This is a genomic window from Bacillus pfraonensis (assembly GCF_050768835.1).
In the GTDB taxonomy this organism is placed as follows: Bacteria; Bacillota; Bacilli; order Bacillales; family Bacillaceae_G; genus Bacillus_A; species Bacillus_A pfraonensis.
Window position 1 is genome coordinate 12,797 of record NZ_JAHCDO010000040.1, and the last position, 17,451, is coordinate 30,247.

General features: G+C 37.1%; 21 protein-coding genes, 1 riboswitch and 1 other annotated feature. Of the genes, 7 read left to right on the forward strand and 14 right to left on the reverse strand.

Annotation, left to right across the window (positions count from 1 at the left end):
• Nucleotides 1–9: 9 nt before the first annotated feature.
• Both KFD70_RS25650 and KFD70_RS25655 read right to left on the reverse strand, forming a co-directional pair.
• Nucleotides 10–939, reverse strand: coding sequence for a LacI family DNA-binding transcriptional regulator (locus KFD70_RS25650; protein ID WP_336454202.1), 930 nt, complete (start codon nucleotides 937–939; stop codon nucleotides 10–12).
• 147 nt (nucleotides 940–1,086) lie between these two features.
• On the reverse strand, nucleotides 1,087–1,566 hold the full coding sequence (locus KFD70_RS25655) for a GNAT family N-acetyltransferase (protein WP_336454203.1): 480 nt from the start codon (nucleotides 1,564–1,566) through the stop codon (nucleotides 1,087–1,089).
• An 82-nt stretch (nucleotides 1,567–1,648) separates the two neighbouring features.
• On the opposite strand from KFD70_RS25655, the gene KFD70_RS25660 reads away from it, so the two are divergent.
• A complete protein-coding gene (locus tag KFD70_RS25660; RefSeq protein WP_336454204.1) occupies nucleotides 1,649–2,572 on the forward strand; it encodes an alpha/beta hydrolase in 924 nt (307 codons plus the stop codon).
• Nucleotides 2,573–2,587: 15 nt separating this feature from the next.
• On the opposite strand, the gene KFD70_RS25665 is transcribed toward KFD70_RS25660, so the two are convergent.
• The gene (locus KFD70_RS25665) at nucleotides 2,588–2,833 is read right to left on the reverse strand and encodes a DUF2552 family protein (RefSeq protein WP_174099124.1); all 246 of its coding nucleotides are present in this window, start codon (nucleotides 2,831–2,833) and stop codon (nucleotides 2,588–2,590) included.
• 102 nt (nucleotides 2,834–2,935) lie between these two features.
• Here KFD70_RS25665 and KFD70_RS25670 point away from each other — a divergent pair, with 102 nt between their 5' ends.
• Nucleotides 2,936–3,178: a CDGSH iron-sulfur domain-containing protein gene (locus tag KFD70_RS25670; protein WP_336454205.1), complete on the forward strand. Its 243-nt coding sequence runs from the start codon at nucleotides 2,936–2,938 to the stop codon at nucleotides 3,176–3,178.
• A 39-nt stretch (nucleotides 3,179–3,217) separates the two neighbouring features.
• On the opposite strand, the gene crcB is transcribed toward KFD70_RS25670, so the two are convergent.
• Both crcB and KFD70_RS25680 read right to left on the reverse strand, forming a co-directional pair.
• Entirely contained in the window at nucleotides 3,218–3,571 is a 354-nt protein-coding gene (gene crcB / locus KFD70_RS25675; protein ID WP_336454206.1) for a fluoride efflux transporter CrcB, read from the reverse strand.
• Nucleotides 3,568–3,972 (reverse strand): fluoride efflux transporter FluC, encoded by a 405-nt coding sequence (locus tag KFD70_RS25680; protein WP_336454207.1) that lies wholly within the window; start codon nucleotides 3,970–3,972, stop codon nucleotides 3,568–3,570. The genes crcB and KFD70_RS25680 overlap by 4 nt, the downstream gene beginning before the upstream one ends.
• Before the next feature lie 312 nt (nucleotides 3,973–4,284).
• A riboswitch (FMN riboswitch) is annotated at nucleotides 4,285–4,429 on the forward strand.
• A gap of 308 nt (nucleotides 4,430–4,737) precedes the next feature.
• On the opposite strand from KFD70_RS25680, the gene ribD reads away from it, so the two are divergent.
• The 4 genes from ribD to ribH are packed head-to-tail and all read left to right on the forward strand — an operon-like array spanning nucleotide 4,738 to nucleotide 8,166.
• Entirely contained in the window at nucleotides 4,738–5,850 is a 1,113-nt protein-coding gene (ribD, locus tag KFD70_RS25685) for a bifunctional diaminohydroxyphosphoribosylaminopyrimidine deaminase/5-amino-6-(5-phosphoribosylamino)uracil reductase RibD (RefSeq protein ID WP_336454208.1), read from the forward strand.
• On the forward strand, nucleotides 5,832–6,476 hold the full coding sequence (gene ribE / locus KFD70_RS25690; RefSeq protein ID WP_336454209.1) for a riboflavin synthase: 645 nt from the start codon (nucleotides 5,832–5,834) through the stop codon (nucleotides 6,474–6,476). The genes ribD and ribE overlap by 19 nt, the downstream gene beginning before the upstream one ends.
• Before the next feature lie 12 nt (nucleotides 6,477–6,488).
• The gene (locus KFD70_RS25695) at nucleotides 6,489–7,682 is read left to right on the forward strand and encodes a bifunctional 3,4-dihydroxy-2-butanone-4-phosphate synthase/GTP cyclohydrolase II (protein WP_336454210.1); all 1,194 of its coding nucleotides are present in this window, start codon (nucleotides 6,489–6,491) and stop codon (nucleotides 7,680–7,682) included.
• Nucleotides 7,683–7,704: 22 nt separating this feature from the next.
• Nucleotides 7,705–8,166, forward strand: a complete 462-nt coding sequence (ribH, locus tag KFD70_RS25700; RefSeq protein ID WP_000230897.1) for a 6,7-dimethyl-8-ribityllumazine synthase — start codon at nucleotides 7,705–7,707, stop codon at nucleotides 8,164–8,166.
• 23 nt (nucleotides 8,167–8,189) lie between these two features.
• Here the strand turns inward: ribH and KFD70_RS25705 are convergent, their stop codons facing one another.
• The 8 genes from KFD70_RS25705 to KFD70_RS25740 form a co-directional block, all read right to left on the reverse strand.
• A complete protein-coding gene (locus KFD70_RS25705) occupies nucleotides 8,190–8,510 on the reverse strand; it encodes a hypothetical protein (protein WP_336454211.1) in 321 nt (106 codons plus the stop codon).
• A gap of 176 nt (nucleotides 8,511–8,686) precedes the next feature.
• On the reverse strand, nucleotides 8,687–9,685 hold the full coding sequence (gene bioB, locus KFD70_RS25710; protein WP_336454212.1) for a biotin synthase BioB: 999 nt from the start codon (nucleotides 9,683–9,685) through the stop codon (nucleotides 8,687–8,689).
• Complete coding sequence (gene bioC / locus KFD70_RS25715; RefSeq protein WP_336454213.1) at nucleotides 9,639–10,496, reverse strand: malonyl-ACP O-methyltransferase BioC; 858 nt, start codon at nucleotides 10,494–10,496, stop codon at nucleotides 9,639–9,641. Before bioC ends, bioB begins: the two co-directional genes overlap by 47 nt.
• Nucleotides 10,462–11,202 carry an alpha/beta fold hydrolase gene (locus tag KFD70_RS25720; protein WP_336454214.1) on the reverse strand — a complete coding sequence of 247 codons (741 nt, stop codon included), beginning with the start codon at nucleotides 11,200–11,202 and terminating at the stop codon, nucleotides 10,462–10,464. Before KFD70_RS25720 ends, bioC begins: the two co-directional genes overlap by 35 nt.
• The gene (bioF, locus tag KFD70_RS25725) at nucleotides 11,199–12,386 is read right to left on the reverse strand and encodes an 8-amino-7-oxononanoate synthase (protein ID WP_336454215.1); all 1,188 of its coding nucleotides are present in this window, start codon (nucleotides 12,384–12,386) and stop codon (nucleotides 11,199–11,201) included. The genes KFD70_RS25720 and bioF overlap by 4 nt, the downstream gene beginning before the upstream one ends.
• Nucleotides 12,352–13,080 carry a dethiobiotin synthase gene (gene bioD, locus KFD70_RS25730; protein ID WP_336454216.1) on the reverse strand — a complete coding sequence of 243 codons (729 nt, stop codon included), beginning with the start codon at nucleotides 13,078–13,080 and terminating at the stop codon, nucleotides 12,352–12,354. The genes bioF and bioD overlap by 35 nt, the downstream gene beginning before the upstream one ends.
• The gene (gene bioA, locus KFD70_RS25735) at nucleotides 13,080–14,468 is read right to left on the reverse strand and encodes an adenosylmethionine--8-amino-7-oxononanoate transaminase (protein WP_336454217.1); all 1,389 of its coding nucleotides are present in this window, start codon (nucleotides 14,466–14,468) and stop codon (nucleotides 13,080–13,082) included. Before bioA ends, bioD begins: the two co-directional genes overlap by 1 nt.
• A 121-nt stretch (nucleotides 14,469–14,589) precedes the next feature.
• The gene (locus tag KFD70_RS25740) at nucleotides 14,590–14,946 is read right to left on the reverse strand and encodes a hypothetical protein (protein ID WP_336454218.1); all 357 of its coding nucleotides are present in this window, start codon (nucleotides 14,944–14,946) and stop codon (nucleotides 14,590–14,592) included.
• 145 nt (nucleotides 14,947–15,091) lie between these two features.
• Nucleotides 15,092–15,312 (forward strand) — a binding site (T-box leader).
• 256 nt (nucleotides 15,313–15,568) lie between these two features.
• On the opposite strand from KFD70_RS25740, the gene nhaC reads away from it, so the two are divergent.
• Nucleotides 15,569–16,942 (forward strand): Na+/H+ antiporter NhaC, encoded by a 1,374-nt coding sequence (gene nhaC / locus KFD70_RS25745; protein ID WP_336454219.1) that lies wholly within the window; start codon nucleotides 15,569–15,571, stop codon nucleotides 16,940–16,942.
• Nucleotides 16,943–17,017: 75 nt separating this feature from the next.
• Here nhaC and KFD70_RS25750 read toward each other — a convergent pair.
• The coding region (locus KFD70_RS25750; RefSeq protein WP_431613461.1) for an LPXTG cell wall anchor domain-containing protein at nucleotides 17,018–17,451 on the reverse strand (434 nt) is incomplete at its 5' end.

The following is a 17,451-nucleotide window of genomic DNA, read 5'->3' on the forward strand; positions in this document are numbered from 1 at the left end:
ACGCACCTTTTACTTTGTCGATTCTCGTTCAATTAATAGAAACTCTTCTTGCTGTACTTCTTCAAAGTTTACTTGTTTCTTTTTTATTTTTCCTACCAACTTTTGTACAGCTACCACCCCTTTCTTTTCAAAGGGACTTCCAATCGTTGTTAAAGATGGCGTAACCCATTCACCTTGTAAACTTCCTTTAAAACCAACGACTTGCAAATGCTCCGGTATATGAATACCAAGATAACTTGCTGCACGAACGACTGCAATTGCAACAGCATCACTAGAAGTGACAACACCGTCAACATACGGATATTTTCGTAATAATTCAATAATTTGTTTTTCTTCAGGCCCTTCTATTTTTTCTTCTCGATAAGCAAGCCTTTCTTCCCAAACTCCATCTAAAAATCCAGATACATGTTCTTCCATTTTCTCATCTTCTGTCTCTTCCCCAATATAAGCAAGAAAATGACAACCTTTTTCTTTTAGCAAAACAACTGCCTTTTTAGCACTGTCATAATACGTAGAAAGCACTCCCGCTTCATCAAGTACAACAAATGGAATAGAAAGATTATCTAGACGCTTATATATGTCGTTTGTCATAATTACACCAGCAATATTATTTTGCATCAGTATATCTATATAACCACTCTTATTTTCTATATTACAAATAACGATTTGATATCCCTCTTTATATGCAGCCTCTTCTACCGAACGAAGCAATGTTATATAGGATGGATCTTCTAAATTTGATACTAATACGGCAATCATTGTCGAAGATTTTTTAAATAACGCCTTTGCTACGGCATTCGGTTTATACTGCAACTCTTCAATTGCCTGTTTTACTTGTTTTACTGTATCCTCATGGACATACCCTTTTTCATTAATCACTCGTGAAACGGTTGCGACTGAAACACCGGCCAATTTTGCAACATCACGTATGGTTGCCACATCGTCACCCCTTAATATGGTAATAGCTTACAATTTAAACCTAAAACAAAGTAGATCATTCGTCAAGGTTATTGTTTTATATTTCTGAAAATTGTTACAGGAAATATTTATTACCTTTTTCTTCTTCAACATATATAAAAGTTGATTTTATATATTCATTTTTTCTAGTTGGATTTCATGTAAAATTGCGATATTGTCATATCCAATAAGCGGAATTTCTCGCTTTATCTTCCTCGCTTCCTTTACTGCATCTACGTATAAATTGGTTATCATAAAACCACGTTTCTGATAGAAACGAAGCGCATTCGTATTATCATTTGTTGTAATCAGCCATATTTTTTTACAACATTGTTTTTTTGCAATATCAACTACACGTTCTACAAGTTTCGTTCCAATTCCCTTCTTCTCCTTAAAGCTATCTAATGAAACAATCTCACAATTATTTTCTTTTATTTCATATGTAATAATCCCTGCTATTCTGTTATCTTCGGTTGCAACAAAACCCGGTAATTGATCTAACAGATGTGCTCTTCCGCGTGAAACCATAAGCGTGCTGCCCCAATTTTCACGCATAAACAGCTCAATTGTTTCTTTCATTTCCACTGTAATTTTTTGTATTTGAATCATGTCCCACTATCTCCCTTTTCACATCATTATGATACAATATAAGTGTATCATATGTAGAGATATTTGGAGGATGAGGTAAGGTATGAAACGTCTTTTCACAACATTGCTAACCATAATAGGAGCATTAATTGGCATCGGTATTTTCTTTACTAATAAAGTAATGTACTTAAAGAAAAAAACAGAAGAAGAAATTTTAGAGCGTGAAACAAAAAAGCATTTTCGTTTAGAAGATTTTAACGCCATTCCAAAAGAAGAGGTTCGTATTCCGTCTCAATTTAAATATGACATTCACGGCTATTACATTTCTGCAGGCAATTCTAATAAGTTTATGATTTTTTGCCACGGTGTAACGGTAAATAAAATAAACTCTGTCAAATATGCAAATTTATTTTTAAACAGAGGATATAACGTATTTATTTATGATCACCGTCGCCATGGTAAAACAGGTGGTAAAACGACAAGTTATGGCTATTACGAAAAGTATGATTTAAAGACGGTAGTTGATTGGCTAAAGAACCGTTTTGGAACAAATATTACACTTGGCATTCACGGGGAATCAATGGGAGCTGCAACACTCCTTCAATATGCAGGAATGGTAGAAGACGGCGCTGATTTTTATATTGCGGACTGCCCATTCTCTGACTTTTATGGTCAGCTACAACATCGCTTAAAAGTCGAATTCCATTTACCGAAATGGCCGCTACTACCATTAGCAAATGCCTTTTTAAAGGTAAGGGACGGTTATACAATACGCGAAGTTTCTCCAATCGATTGTGTAAAAAACATAAATAATCCAGTCCTATTTATTCATAGCAAAGACGATGATTATATTTTATGTGATATGACAAAAGCTCTTTATGAAGCGAAAGAAAACAATAAACAGCTCTTTATTGCAGAACATGGTGCACACGCTTGCTCTTATAATGAAAACAAGCAAGAGTATGAAGCTGCCGTGGATCAATTCTTAAAAACATATGTGAAAGAAACAAAAAACAGGCTTGCATAAGCCTGTTTTTTCACGTTATTGCGCTAGCACGTCTGTAACTTGTTCCATATTTTCAGAAATCCATTTTACCGCTTCATCAAGCGTTTGAAATTCTGTCGTTTGAAATGTAACTTCGTCTTGAAGAAGCCACACATCTTTTGGTTCTTGTCCTACACCAGCAATTGACCAATGCAGTAAACTATATGGATGATTATCATTTAAAAAAGATGCCCACGTGCGCTCATTTGCAATATTTTGCAGTGTACGTAATTGTTTATTCATGTTTCGTCACCTTACTATATGTCAACTATAAACGTTATTATAACACTCTCTTCTTCTACATACAAAGTACTGTTTTTATTGTCAAGCGCTTCCTGTAATTATATGATGAACATAAGCGTTTTGGAAGGAGGGATACTGTTGGCTAAAGTACAAATTAAAGTGAATGATAATGGTTCGTTTCGCATTACAGGGGATGTGGAACTAATCGACTCACAAGGGAATGCTTTCCCGGCAAAACCTGCATTTTCTTTATGTCGCTGTGGGTTATCAAAAAACATGCCTTATTGCGATGCTTCGCATAAGGGAAAATTCGAATCTATCGTTCGAGCACCAAAAGAAGAATAATAATATGAGAAGCACGCACAAATGATTTGTGCATGCTTCTTATAAATGTCCTATATAAAAACCTATCAGTGCAGAAAAAATGCCTAGCATATAACTCATTACGACATATAATAGCGCCTTTTGTCCCTCACGCTTATGTATCAATTGAATAATTTCAAGCTTACATGTTGAAAAGGTCGTAAATGCCCCCATAAACCCTGTTCCACATAATAATAACCACGTACGATTTATATAAACTCCGTACAATAGACCCAATAAGAATGAGCCTACTACATTTACAAATAATGTTCCATATGGAAATAAACTTCCATACTTTTCTTTCATTGCACTACTAATAGAAAATCTAGCAATAGCTCCGAAAAAACCACCAATTCCTACAAGCAAAACATTCATCGTGCTCCTTCTTTCTTCATACTTTTTTCATATAATGCATTTCCAAGGTAAAATCCAAATAAAGATAAGAGCAATCCTCCAACTATACTCGTACTTACATAATAAAACGCCATAAAGAATGCTTCATGTTGCATTAGTTCCAATGTCTCTATACTGAATGTTGAGAAAGTAGTAAAAGAGCCGATCATTCCTGTTCCAACGCTATTCATTATCATTTGTGAAACATGTTTCATACGAAATACATACATCGTTAAAAACGCTAAGAAAAAACTACCACTCATATTCGCCAGCCATGTTGCTAGCGGAAAAGAGTCAACTGAAGGAGTACCAATCCATTGCTCTAATCCATACCGTGCTAAAGTCCCAACAATACCACCGATTCCTACTGCAATATATTTCATATCTCCACCTCATTTATGGTATGTACTGAAATCTTTCCCATACTATATATTCATTTTAATTCTCCAACCTATAAGCTGCGACTATGAAAACCAAAACAGACCTCTACTCATTTTCGGCATGGGACGAAAAAAGCATCGACCGCCTCTATCCATAATCGGACGCTCTCTCCTGCAAAAAAGAAAAGTGTCGATTAGTTTTTCTTTTTATATAGTATAACAAACTTTATTTCACCCTTCATTTTCATACAATTCTTCACATTCGAATATTTTTTACTATCCTTTTTTCTTTTTTGTGCTATAATGTGAGCAAACAACATCCTTCGGGGTCGGGTGAAATTCCCAACCGGCGGTGATGAAGTGCACACTTCTAAGTCCGTGACCCGTTTCTAAGCTTTGAAACGGTGGATCTAGTGAGATTCTAGGGCCGACAGTATAGTCTGGATGGGAGAAGGATATGTTTTCTAGTGCTTATATAGCGAATACACTTTTATTTTGGCGTACACATTTTTACTGATTCGTTTTGAATCAGTGTATATGTTTTCTTTCATATACCTATTTTTCTATGCTGAAATAAAAAGATACGACTAGCGTATAAAAAATTGATAGTTTGCTAGGTTTTTTCTCGTGCAAAAATATCAATCATCGTTAGGTTTCTTTCCTATACTTTCGTATTCGAACTATATTTCTAGAAATCACGTCTCCCAACCCCCAAGGATACTATTATCCTTGGGGGTTTTTTGATTTTTCTTAGGAGAGGTGAAAAGAATGACTGATCAAGAATATATGAGGATTGCCTTACAGTTAGCACAAAGTACTACAGGGCAAACAAGTCCAAATCCAATGGTCGGTGCTGTTGTTGTAAAGGATGGAAACATCGTAGGAATAGGAGCGCATCTACGCGCAGGTGAGGAGCATGCTGAAGTCCATGCGCTTCGTATGGCTGGCGAAAAAGCAAAAGGATCCACTGTATACGTAACACTAGAACCATGTAGCCATTTCGGAAAAACTCCACCATGCTGTGATCTACTCATTGAAAAAGAAGTGAAGCATGTAGTAATCGCTACACTCGATTGCAATCCGCTCGTTTCAGGTAACGGTGCAAAACGTTTACAAAAAGCTGGTATTAGCGTAACTACCGGTGTTCTTGAAGAAGAAGCAATCCGATTAAACCGATACTTTTTCCACTATATGAAAACAAAACTACCGTTTGTAACAATAAAAACAGCGATGAGTTTAGATGGAAAAATAGCTACTACTACTGGAGAAAGCAAATGGATTACAGGTGAAGTTGCTCGCCAAGATGTGCATCAATATCGTCGTACGCACGATGCCATCCTTGTAGGAGTGAATACTGTTATAACTGATAATCCCTCTTTAACAACACGTCTTCCAAACGGGGGTAAACATCCGATTCGAATTATTTTAGATACACATTTACGAACGCCGTTGTCCTCTCATGTTATTACTGACGGGATAGCACCAACATGGATTATTGTTGGAAAAAATGTAAATGAAGAAAAAATAGCAATATATGAATCTCAAGGGATATCCATATTTCAAATGAAGACGAGCCAAATTGAAATACGCGAGTTTCTCCTCCTTCTCGGTGAGAAACAAATTCTTTCTCTCTTTGTTGAAGGAGGACAATCAGTGCACGCGAGCTTTTTAGAAACAAAGTGTTTTAATGAAATTGTAACTTATATAAGCCCTAAATTAATCGGTGGAAAAGATGCCCCAACTATGTTTGGTGGCACCGGCTTTAGCAAACTACAAGATGCACTTTCCTTACAAATTCAAGAGATGAAACAAATTGGCGATGATATAAAAATCGTCGCTACAGTGCGAAATGAGGTGCCTGCATGTTTACAGGAATTGTAGAAGAGCTTGGAACTGTTTCGAATATAAGGCAAAGCGGAGAAGCAATGAAGCTGACAATCACAGCAAATACAATTTTATCAGACGTAAAACTAGGAGACAGTATTGCTGTAAATGGCATCTGCTTAACCGTCACTTCTTTTACAGCGTCTTCGTTTACTGTTGATGCCATGCCTGAAACGATGCGAGCAACATCACTACGTATGCTTGGGACCCGTTCTAAAGTAAATCTAGAACGGGCAATGGCTGCAAATGGGCGCTTTGGTGGACATTTCGTCACAGGACATATTGATGGAATTGGAACCATTGTAAGTAAAAAACAGCACTATAATGCAATATATTACAAAATTGAAATTCCAAATAATTTGCTCCGTTATTGTTTACACAAAGGATCAGTAGCTATTGATGGAACAAGCTTAACGATATTTGATATAGATGAATCTTCCATTACCATTTCACTTATTCCGCACACTGTAAGCGAATCTATTATCGGTGAAAAAGTAGCTGGAGACATCGTAAACATTGAATGTGACATGGTTGGAAAATATATTGAGCGCTTTATTTCAAATCCCAAGAAACAGAGCAGTTCAGTTACAGAAAGCTTTTTACAAGAAAACGGATTTCTATAAGGGGGAAGCACAATGTTTCATCGTATTGAAGAAGCACTAGAAGATTTAAAACAAGGAAAAGTCATTATCGTATGTGATGATGAAAGCCGTGAAAACGAAGGAGATTTCATCGCTTTAGCAGAGAACATTACACCTGAAACAATTAATTTTATGATTACACATGGCCGTGGTCTTGTTTGTGTACCGATTACAGAGCAATATGCAGACCGCTTACAGCTAGAACCTATGGTTTCTCATAATACAGATTCCCATCATACGGCGTTCACAGTAAGTATCGACCACATTTCTACAACAACAGGTATTAGCGCTTACGAGCGTGCGACAACTGTACGCGAGTTATTAAATCCAGCATCAAAAGGCACAGATTTTAACCGCCCAGGTCATATCTTTCCTTTAATCGCGAAAGAAGGCGGCGTTCTACGCCGCGCTGGCCATACGGAAGCAGCGGTTGATTTAGCAAAATTATGTGGCGCGGAACCAGCAGGGGTCATTTGTGAAATTATAAAAGAAGACGGCACGATGGCACGTGTTCCTGATTTAGTACAAGTGGCAGAACAATTTGATATAAAAATGATTACGATTGAAGATTTAATCGCTTATCGTCGCCATCACGAAACGCTCGTAACAAGGGAAGTTGAAATTACATTACCGACAGATTTTGGTACATTTCATGCAATCGGTTATTCCAATTCGCTTGATCAAAAAGAACATATCGCTCTCGTAAAAGGAGACATTTCTACTGGCGATCCTGTTCTCGTTCGTGTGCATTCTGAATGCTTAACTGGCGATGTTTTCGGTTCATGCCGCTGTGACTGTGGTCCACAGCTTCATGCTGCCCTCGCTCAAATTGAGCGGGAAGGAAAAGGTATTCTTCTTTATATGAGGCAGGAAGGCCGCGGCATTGGACTGCTTAATAAACTTCGTGCATACAAGTTACAAGAAGAAGGATTCGATACTGTGGAAGCAAATGAAAAGTTAGGCTTTCCAGCAGATCTTCGCGATTATGGCATTGGTGCCCAAATCTTAAAAGATTTAGGATTACAGCAATTGCGCTTATTAACGAATAATCCGAGAAAAATTGCAGGCTTGCAAGGTTATGATTTAGAAGTTGTCGAACGCGTACCGTTGCAAATGCCAACAAAAGAAGAAAATAAAGCATATTTACAAACAAAATTAGAAAAATTAGGTCACTTACTAAGTTTATAATATATAAAGGGAGAGATAAAATATGGTATTCGAAGGTCATTTAGTTGGTACAGGATTAAAAGTTGGAGTTGTTGTTGGACGTTTTAATGAATTTATTACAAGCAAACTATTAGGTGGTGCACTAGACGGTTTAAAGCGCCATGGTGTAGAAGAAAACGATATTGATGTCGCATGGGTTCCAGGTGCATTTGAAATTCCATTAATCGCAAAAAAAATGGCAAGTAGCGGCAAATACGATGCTGTCATTACACTTGGAACAGTCATTCGCGGTGCTACAACTCATTATGATTACGTTTGTAATGAAGTTGCAAAGGGTGTTGCTTCTTTATCACTACAAACAGACATCCCAGTTATTTTCGGCGTATTAACGACTGAAACAATTGAACAAGCCATTGAACGTGCAGGTACAAAAGCTGGTAACAAAGGCTATGAATCAGCAGTGGCTGCGATTGAAATGGCTCATTTATCAAAACAATGGGCATAAAAAAGAGGCTTCGGCCTCTTTTTTTATTTCCTCACTTTTTTTCTTACATCTTTTATCAATTCCTCCATCGTTTTTCCTTCTGTTTTAATACGAAGATTTTGAGCGGTTCTCCACACATTTTCCCGTTTCTTTTCTTCCTCTACAATATGAAGCTCTTTCCGCACTTCCTTTAAGTCTTTTCCCTCTGTCTCAATCCCAAAATGTTCAGCTTTTGTTCGAAAATGTTGTTCAATTCTTTGTTGCATTTCTTTCTGTTCTGGATTCTCAGCTGCCTTAACTGGATCAGCACTAATTGCCTTTACTAAAATTAAAAAAGTCATAATAGCTAGTATATATTTGTGCATGTTAGATCCTCCACCCAAGATAAATTACACTTTTACTATGTACAATTACTGGGTGGAAAATTCGTCCACACAATTTATTTTTTTACTAAAAGCTACTACTTTAAAGGCTTGAAGGTATTTCATTACATTTTGTTTACAAAAAAAGAAAGCACCAAAAGGAGCTTTCTTTTCAATCTTTACAGCGCACATTCTTCTATTTCAAATCCTAAATCTTCAATCATACCCCAGTCAGCTGTTGGCTCTTGTCCTTCTGTTGTTAAATAGTCACCAACGAAGATCGAATTTGCTGCAAATAAGCCAATTGGCTGTACAGAGCGTAAATTAATTTCGCGACCACCAGAAATACGGATTTCTTTTGATGGATTCACAAAGCGCATCATCGCTAGTACTTTTAAACACTCCACTGGTGTTAATTCTTTCTGCCCTTCAAGCGGTGTCCCTTTTACAGCTACAAGAAAGTTACATGGAATAGAATCAGCATCTATACGTTTTAATTCAAGCGCAATTTCAACTTGCTGCTCTTTCGTTTCTCCCATACCGAAAATCGCACCAGAACAAGGAGAAATTCCCGCTTGTTTTGCTTTTTCTACTGTATCTACGCGATCGTCATACGTATGTGTTGAACAAATGCTATCGTAATTATTTGCATGTGTGTTTAAATTATGGTTATAACGATGAACACCTGCTTCTGCTAAGCGTCCTGCTTGATCTTCATTTAAAAACCCTAAGCAACAGCAAATTTTTAAATCCGTTGTTTCTCGAATTTCTTTTACTGCACCAATAACATGATTTACTTCTTTATCCGTTGGACGACGGCCAGATGCAACAATGCAGTATGTACCCGCTTTACGGCGAATTGCTTCGTGAGCTCCCTCTACAATCTTTTCTTGTGTTAACCATGCATACTTATCGATTGGTGCTTCTGAAACGATAGACTGTGAGCAATACCCACAATCTTCTGGACATAATCCAGATTTCGTATTAATAATCATATTTAATTTCACTTTTTTACCAAAGTAATGATGACGAATGATATAAGCTGCGTTCATAATTTCCAATACTTCTGTATCGTCAGCTTCTAAAATTGCTACAGCTTCTTCTTTCGTTATACTTCTGCCCCCTACTACTTCAGATGCAATTTTCTTCCAATCTGTTTTTGTTTGTACTTGTTTCATTTCTTCTCTTCCCCTCTTTTTCAATATACGCAAATAAAGCATGGTATGTTGTTACAATTTTTCCTTCTTCCGTGAAATCTCTTTCGTATATGCGAAGCATGGTTCGAAAGATAGAAGGACTTTGACAGTAAGATTCTACATTGCTATTTGTCGCTCCCACTTTTCGAATTGATTGTAGGAATCCACGAACTGTAGCAAATTTCTCTATGTAACATGTTTCAGAAACATGAACATCCCCTGTTATACTTTCACATACATCTTGCAACTGTTCTCTCGTTAAAAAACGTTGTCCAACAGATGAACTACTTTGTATATTTTTTTCTTCTTTAGCACTCTGAAATGCTGTATGAAGTTCTTGAAACGTTTGCTCCCCAAATGTTGAAAATAACAATAAACCACCTTCAAACAAATAACGGTATAAGTTTTTCAGCGTTGTTTGCAAATCGTTTAGCCATTGAAATGTTGCGCTTGAGATAATGACATCAAATGACTCACTTAATGTAAGGTGTTCGATATCTTCACATCTAAATGTCACAGATTCTACGTGATTTCTCGTTTTCGCAACAGCAATCATACTTTCAGCAAAATCAATTGCTATAATTTCTGCATTTGGAAAAGAAACGGCTAATTGCTCAGTCAAATAACCTGTGCCACATCCGAGCTCTAAAATACGGATGGACGACATGTTGTGATAATGTTTTTTCATTATAAAAAGCAACTGTTGCGCCATCTTTTTTTGTACACTTGCATATTGATCATAGGATACAGCTGCCCCATTAAATCGTTTTTGTAATAACGTTTTGTTGATCATTTTGTATCCCCTCTACAAACTGAATCATTTCATGTGCGCAATATTCAACATTAGTTACACAAAGCGCATGCCCAGCCCCACTTATTACTTTAAGCGTCCCCTTCGTATTTTCTTGTATATAGCGAGCAGCAGATAGTGGACATATGGCATCCTGTTCTCCATGAAGAAGTAACATCGGCGTCTTTACCTGCTTTAACTGACTTCTCATATCCATCTCTATTAAATAATCAAGCCCAAGCTGTAAAGATTCTATAGAATCACCTTGAAAATGCGCTACAATACCTTCAAATTGTTCCCTATCTTTTATCTCTTGTTTTGTAAACATACTTTTATAGAAGCGCTTCAATGTATCTTCCTTTCGTTTCAACAAACTTCTTTTCATCCGCTCTACAAAAGGAAGTTTCCATCCATTCTCATACTCTTCATCCACTGTGAATTTTGCTGTACCACCTAGTAAAATCATTCCTCTTGTCTGCACTCTGTTACATACTTGCAGAGCAGCTAATGCACCAAGTGACCACCCAATCAAAATTACATCCTGCCCTTGTGCTGCTTCTTCTACAAGCCCTGCAAAATCAGTAAGTTCTTTTACACCACGCCATTCAACATAACGAACAGAATATTCTTGAAAATATGGAAGTAATGAATCCCATACTCGTTTTTCCATTCCCCATCCGGGAATAAAAATAAGCTCGGGCTGTTTCATCTCAAGACCCCCTCTTCTTTCCCAATGCGAATAATCTGCCTAGTAGCCCATTGCAAGTCAGTATTTGTATGTTCAGACGTAACTGCAAATCGAATTCGTGAACTATTATGCGGAACCGTTGGTGGTCTGATAGCAATGGCAGCAATTCCTGCTTCCTGCAACTTTTCGCTAAAATGCATCACCACTTCATTTGATTTTGTAATAACTGGAACAATATGCGTTGAACTATCGCCAATATGAAAACCCGCTTCCTCTAAAGTATTACGGAAATACGTTCCATTTTCTAAAAGTCGCTGTCGTCTTCCCGCATCTTCCTTCACAATTTCAATTGCACGTTTCATTGCACCAAGCGTCCCTGGTGGTAATGCTGTTGTGAAAATGAAGCTTCTCATCGTATTTTTCATATAATCCATGCAAATTGCATCACCTGCTAAATAAGCTCCATAACATCCTAACGCTTTACTAAACGTTCCCATATGAATGTCAATTTTCTGAGAAATTCCTTGTTCGATGTGAGCTAAACCTGCACCATGCCTGCCATATATTCCGCCTGCATGCGCTTCATCAATCATCAATAACGCTCCATATTTTTCTTTCAGCATAATCAACTCTTTTAAATGAGCAACATCTCCATCCATGCTGAAAACCGTATCTGTAACGATCAACTTTCTCTTTGCAATAGGCGCCGTTCGCAGTAATGTTTCCAAATGTTCCAAATCATTATGTCGATATCTTTTATGATCCGCACCACTAAGCATAATTCCATCGACTATGCTGGCATGATTTAACTTATCGCTAAAAACAATGTCATGACGCCCTACTAAAGAAGAGATTGCACCTACATTTGCCGAATATCCACTGTTTACAATGATTGCTTTTTCAGTTTCTTTCCAATCACAAACACTCTGTTCGATCTCTTCATATAGTGAGTAATTTCCTACCACAAGCCGTGACGCCGTAGCTCCTGCTCCATATTGTTTTGTCGCTTCAATAGACGCTTCTTTTAACCGTTTATCTCCTGCCAAACCGAGATAGTTATTCGAAGCTAAATTCAACATACGTTTTCCATTCCTAATCAACCACGGCTCTTCAGCTTGCCCAGTTACTACTACATGTCGGTATTGTGCTTTCTCCTTCAGACGATTTAAACTAGAGTGAAAGTGTAGAGTCCACGTTTGATCCATGTTTAACAAACTCCTCTAAATTGGAAATCATAATATTCTCTTCTGCTGCTCTTAATAGTTCCTCACGTGTAAATCCTTCTTGAAGTTCCGGTAGTAAACCTAAAACAGGCACACCACTTAACTCCTCAATCATTTCTTTATTTTCTTGTACACGCTCTTTCTCACATTCTTTACAGCCCGATAAAATAACACCAGCAACTGGTAAGCCATGTTCTCTCGCATAAGAGATCGTTAAAACGGTATGATTAACAGTACCTAGCGCCGGACGCGCGACAATAATAAGTGGTAATTTCAATTTCTTTGCAAAATCAACCACTAATGCGTCTTCTGTATATGGAACAGCAAGACCACCGGCACCTTCTACCAACAAACTATCAAACTCTACCATTAACTCACTATAATGAGCTGTAATTTGTGCTAGCTTCACAGTTCTTCCTGCTCGCTGCATTGCCAATCTTGGCGCAAGAGGTTCTTCAATAGAATAAGGACAAATTTTATTCGTCTCTGTCGTTACTCCTGATGCAACTTTCAATCTAGCTGCATCACCTTCTGGATTCGAATCGACATGACCACTTTGCAATGGTTTATACACACCTATATTATATCCACGATTTCTAAGCACTCCTGCTAACGCACCTGTAACAACTGTTTTTCCAACTTCTGTATCGGTTGCAGTTATAAAAAAGCCGCTCATTATTCTACCTCCGTAACATCTGCAATTGCTTGATATAAAATGCGTAGCATTTCGTCAATCTCATCTATCCGAGATGCTAACGGTGGCATAAATACAATCGTGTTACCAAGTGGACGTATAATCATTCCTAGCTCTCTTGACCTTTTACAAACTTCCACGCCTACTCGCTCTGTCCAATCAAATGGCTCTTTCGTTTCTTTATTTTTCACAAGTTCAATGCCTACCATCAATCCGCACTGACGAATATCACCAACATGCTTGTATTCATAAAGTGCTTCCAATTGTTTTCCTACATATTCGGCTTTATGTGCAACATCTTTTACTAGATTTGTTTTTTCATACAGTTCTAAATTAGCAATCGCTACTGCGCAACCTAATGGATTGCCAGTATAACTATGACCATGGAAAAATGTTTTCTGTTCTTCATAGTCACCTAAAAAAGCATCATAAATTTCATCTGTTGTCACAGTAATAGCTACTGGTAAATACCCACCTGTTAAGCCTTTTCCAGCTGTTAAAATATCCGGTGTAACATTTTCATGTTCACAAGCAAACATTTTTCCAGTACGCCCAAATCCCGTTGCCACCTCATCTGTAATAAATAAAATATTGTAAGTTGTACATAAATTACGAAGGCCTTTTAAATACCCTTTCGGCATTGTAATCATACCGCCTGCACCTTGCATTAACGGTTCTACAATAATCGCTGCAATTTCATCGTGTTTTTCTTTTAATAACTCTTCCATTTCGTCCAAATGTTTTTGAACAATTTTTTCTTTGTCATCCCCATAAGGAGAACGATATGTATATGGATATGGCATTTTTATCGCGTCAAATAAGAGCGAACTATACACTTGGTGAAACAAGTCAATTGCTCCTACTGAAACAGCCCCAATTGTATCTCCATGATATGCTTCTTTTAATGTAATAAACTTTTGCTTTTTAGGTTTCCCTTTATGCTGCCAATATTGAAAAGCCATCTTGATTGCAATTTCAACAGCTGTAGAACCAGAATCTGAATAAAATACTTTTTTCAAGCCTTCTGGAACAACTTCAATGACCTTTTCTGCAAGTAAAATCGATGGTACATTGGCAAGCCCTAACATAGTAGAATGTGCAACCTTATTTAACTGTTTACGAATTGCATCATCCAATTCTGGCACTTGATGTCCATGAACATTAAGCCAAATTGATGAAACACCATCCCAATAACCATTTCCATTTACGTCATATAATTTACGACCTTCTCCTCGTTCAATGATAACGGGATCTTCAGCTAAATAATCTTTCATTTGTGTAAATGGATGCCATACATACGCTTTGTTTTTTTCGGCTAATTCTTCATATGTATAAGCTTTCTTTTCACTTGTATTACGACTAACAGTCACAATTGTCACCCCTAATGTTAACTTTTATATAAATATAGTTAACATTAAAAATAAATTGATGTCAATTTTTTTAAGTAATTACGTTCTTAAAAAAGAACGACTTATCATAAGATAAGTCGTTTTATTTGCCATGTTGAATCTTTCCGATTTCCAAAATAATCTCTTCATCTTTTTTTCCTTCAGTATCAATTCCAAGTTGTTTTGCGTGTTCTATTAACAATTCATGCCGCTTCTCAAATCTAGCCTTATCTAAATCTTTGCGAATCTCTTTTTCTGTTTTCCCTTCAAGAGAAACCCCTAATTTAGCAGCTGTGTTCTCTCTATGCTTTTCCTCTTTGACTTTCTCCAATTCCTTTGTTTCTGCCTTTTGTACACTCTTTTGTTTCGTTTGATCTGGCGATGCTGCAAATGCTGTATAAATTCCAGCACTACCACCTAAAATAAGTAAGGTTGTAAAAAGAAATAATTTTTTCTTCATTCACTCCCCTCCTTTCTATTTTCATTATAACGCACAAATTAGAAATTAAAAAAATATTCTCCCATTATTTTCTTCAGAAAAAATAATACACATACATATTGACATAAGAACTAAATATGTGATAAAAATTTAACTAACATCATATGAATCGGCGATGATAGGATTTAGTAGTATTTCGTTTCCTGATTTCAGAGAGCTGGTGGTCGGTGCAAACCAGTACAGAGCGAATTATGAATTACCCCCTGGAGCTTCTTTTACGAAACGTTTGGAGTAGTGAAAGACGGTTATGGACCGTTATTTCTACAGAGTGGTGAAATGAAACTGTTTCACAATTTAGGGTGGTACCGCGATTTTTTCGTCCCTGCATGTATTGCAGGGGCGTTTTTTATTTTCTGTTGGTGCATATGATACGACCCTTTATTTTGTGCTACATTCATTTCACAAGCTAGGGTGGTACCGCGATTTTTTCGTCCCTGCATATTTATATGCAGGGACGTTTTTTTATGATGCTAAACAATTACCGGTAATTTGTCACAAAATTCTAAATTTTAGAAGGAAATACACAATATTGGCGAATTTTATATAAAAAAGAACTATTTTAGATTATTAGGAGGGGCAAACAATGGTTTCAAAAATCGAATCTATTCTTTTAACATTTTTCATCTTTTTCTGCATTGGCTTTAGCGTTATTCAATTAGAAACATCACCACATATCCCAATTTTATTCGGCATTATTGTATTGTTAGCTTTTGGCTTTATTAAAAAAATCTCTTGGTCTGATATGGAAAAAGGAATGATAAGTAGTATTTCAGCTGGTATTCCATCCATTTTTATTTTCTTACTTGTCGGTGTATTAATTAGTGTTTGGATTGCCGCTGGGACAATTCCAACATTAATGGTATACGGTTTCGAGCTTGTATCACCTAAAATTTTCATTCCGACAGTATTTGTTGTTTGTGCGATTGTTGGAACAAGTATCGGTAGTGCCTTTACAACAGCAGCAACAGTAGGGCTTGCCTTTATGGGAATGGGCACTGCTCTTGGATACGATCCAGCGCTAATTGCTGGAGCCATTATTTCCGGAGCTTTCTTCGGTGATAAAATGTCGCCTTTATCTGATACAACAAACTTAGCGCCTGCTGTAACAGGGGTGGATTTATTTGAACATATTCGTAACATGCTTTGGACGACGATTCCCGCTTTCATTATTGCCTTTATTGCGTTTTTCATTTTAGGAAGCGGATCTACAGGAGATGTTGATTTCACTACTTTTACAAGTACATTAGAAAAGAATGCAACAATCTCGATTGTCACTCTGATTCCGATTTTATTACTGTTCTTATTTGCTTTTAAAAAGGTACCAGCTGTCCCAACTTTACTTGCTGGCATTGTAGCTGGCATTATCATCCTCTTTATTTTCAAGCCAAGTACTTCACTTGCTGATTTAATGAAAATTATGCAAGATGGTTATGTATCTAAGACAGGTATAAAAGATATTGATAGCTTATTATCACGTGGTGGCCTACAAAGTATGATGATGTCTATTGCACTTATTTTCCTTGCTCTTTGTATGGGTGGGTTACTACAAGGAATGGGCATTATTGCACAGCTTATGAACATCATTTCTAACTTTGTTAAAACAAGTACACGTTTAATTGTTTCTACTGCGTCAACAGCAATTGGCGTTAATTTCTTGCTTGGTGAGCAGTACTTATCAATCGTATTAACAGGACAAGCATTCGCCAACAAATACGATGAAGTTGGTTTAAAACGTCGTAATTTATCACGTGTACTAGAAGATGCTGGTACAGTTATTAATCCGCTTGTACCATGGGGCGTAAGTGGCGTCTTCTTAGCAAACGTACTAAGCGTTCCAACAATCGATTACGTTCCATACGCAATCTTCTGCTTAGCGTGTCCAATCGTTACAATTATCGTTGGATTTACAGGATTTGGACTTTCATGGAAGAAAGAAAAAACTGTTACAGTTTCTTAAATTAGATATAAATAAAGAGGATTACCGGTACCGGTAATCCTCTTTTACTTTGCCTCGATTGATGGAAGTTTCACTTTATCGATTTGCTTTTTTTCTTCTAAAGAGCATAAACACACCTGCTCCGATAAACGCAAGTCCCGCGCCAATTGTAGAGAAGACATCTGCTCCCGTTTTTGGAAGATCGCGTTCTACTTTGTTTGTTTCTTTATCTTCACTTACTTTTGTATCTCCACTTCTTTCTGAACCAGTTTGATTATCACCAGTAGAAGTTGTTGGCGCTGTTGGATTACCTCCGTTGTTGTCTCCATCTGGTTTTGTTGGGTTATCTCCGTTGTTACCCCCATCTGGTTTTGTTGGGTTATCTCCGTTATTATCCCCATCTGGTTTTGTTGGGTTATCTCCGTTGTTATCCCCATCTGGTTTTGTTGGGTTATCTCCGTTGTTATCCCCATCTGGTTTTGTTGGGTTATCTCCGTTGTTATCCCCATCTGGTTTTGTTGGGTTATCTC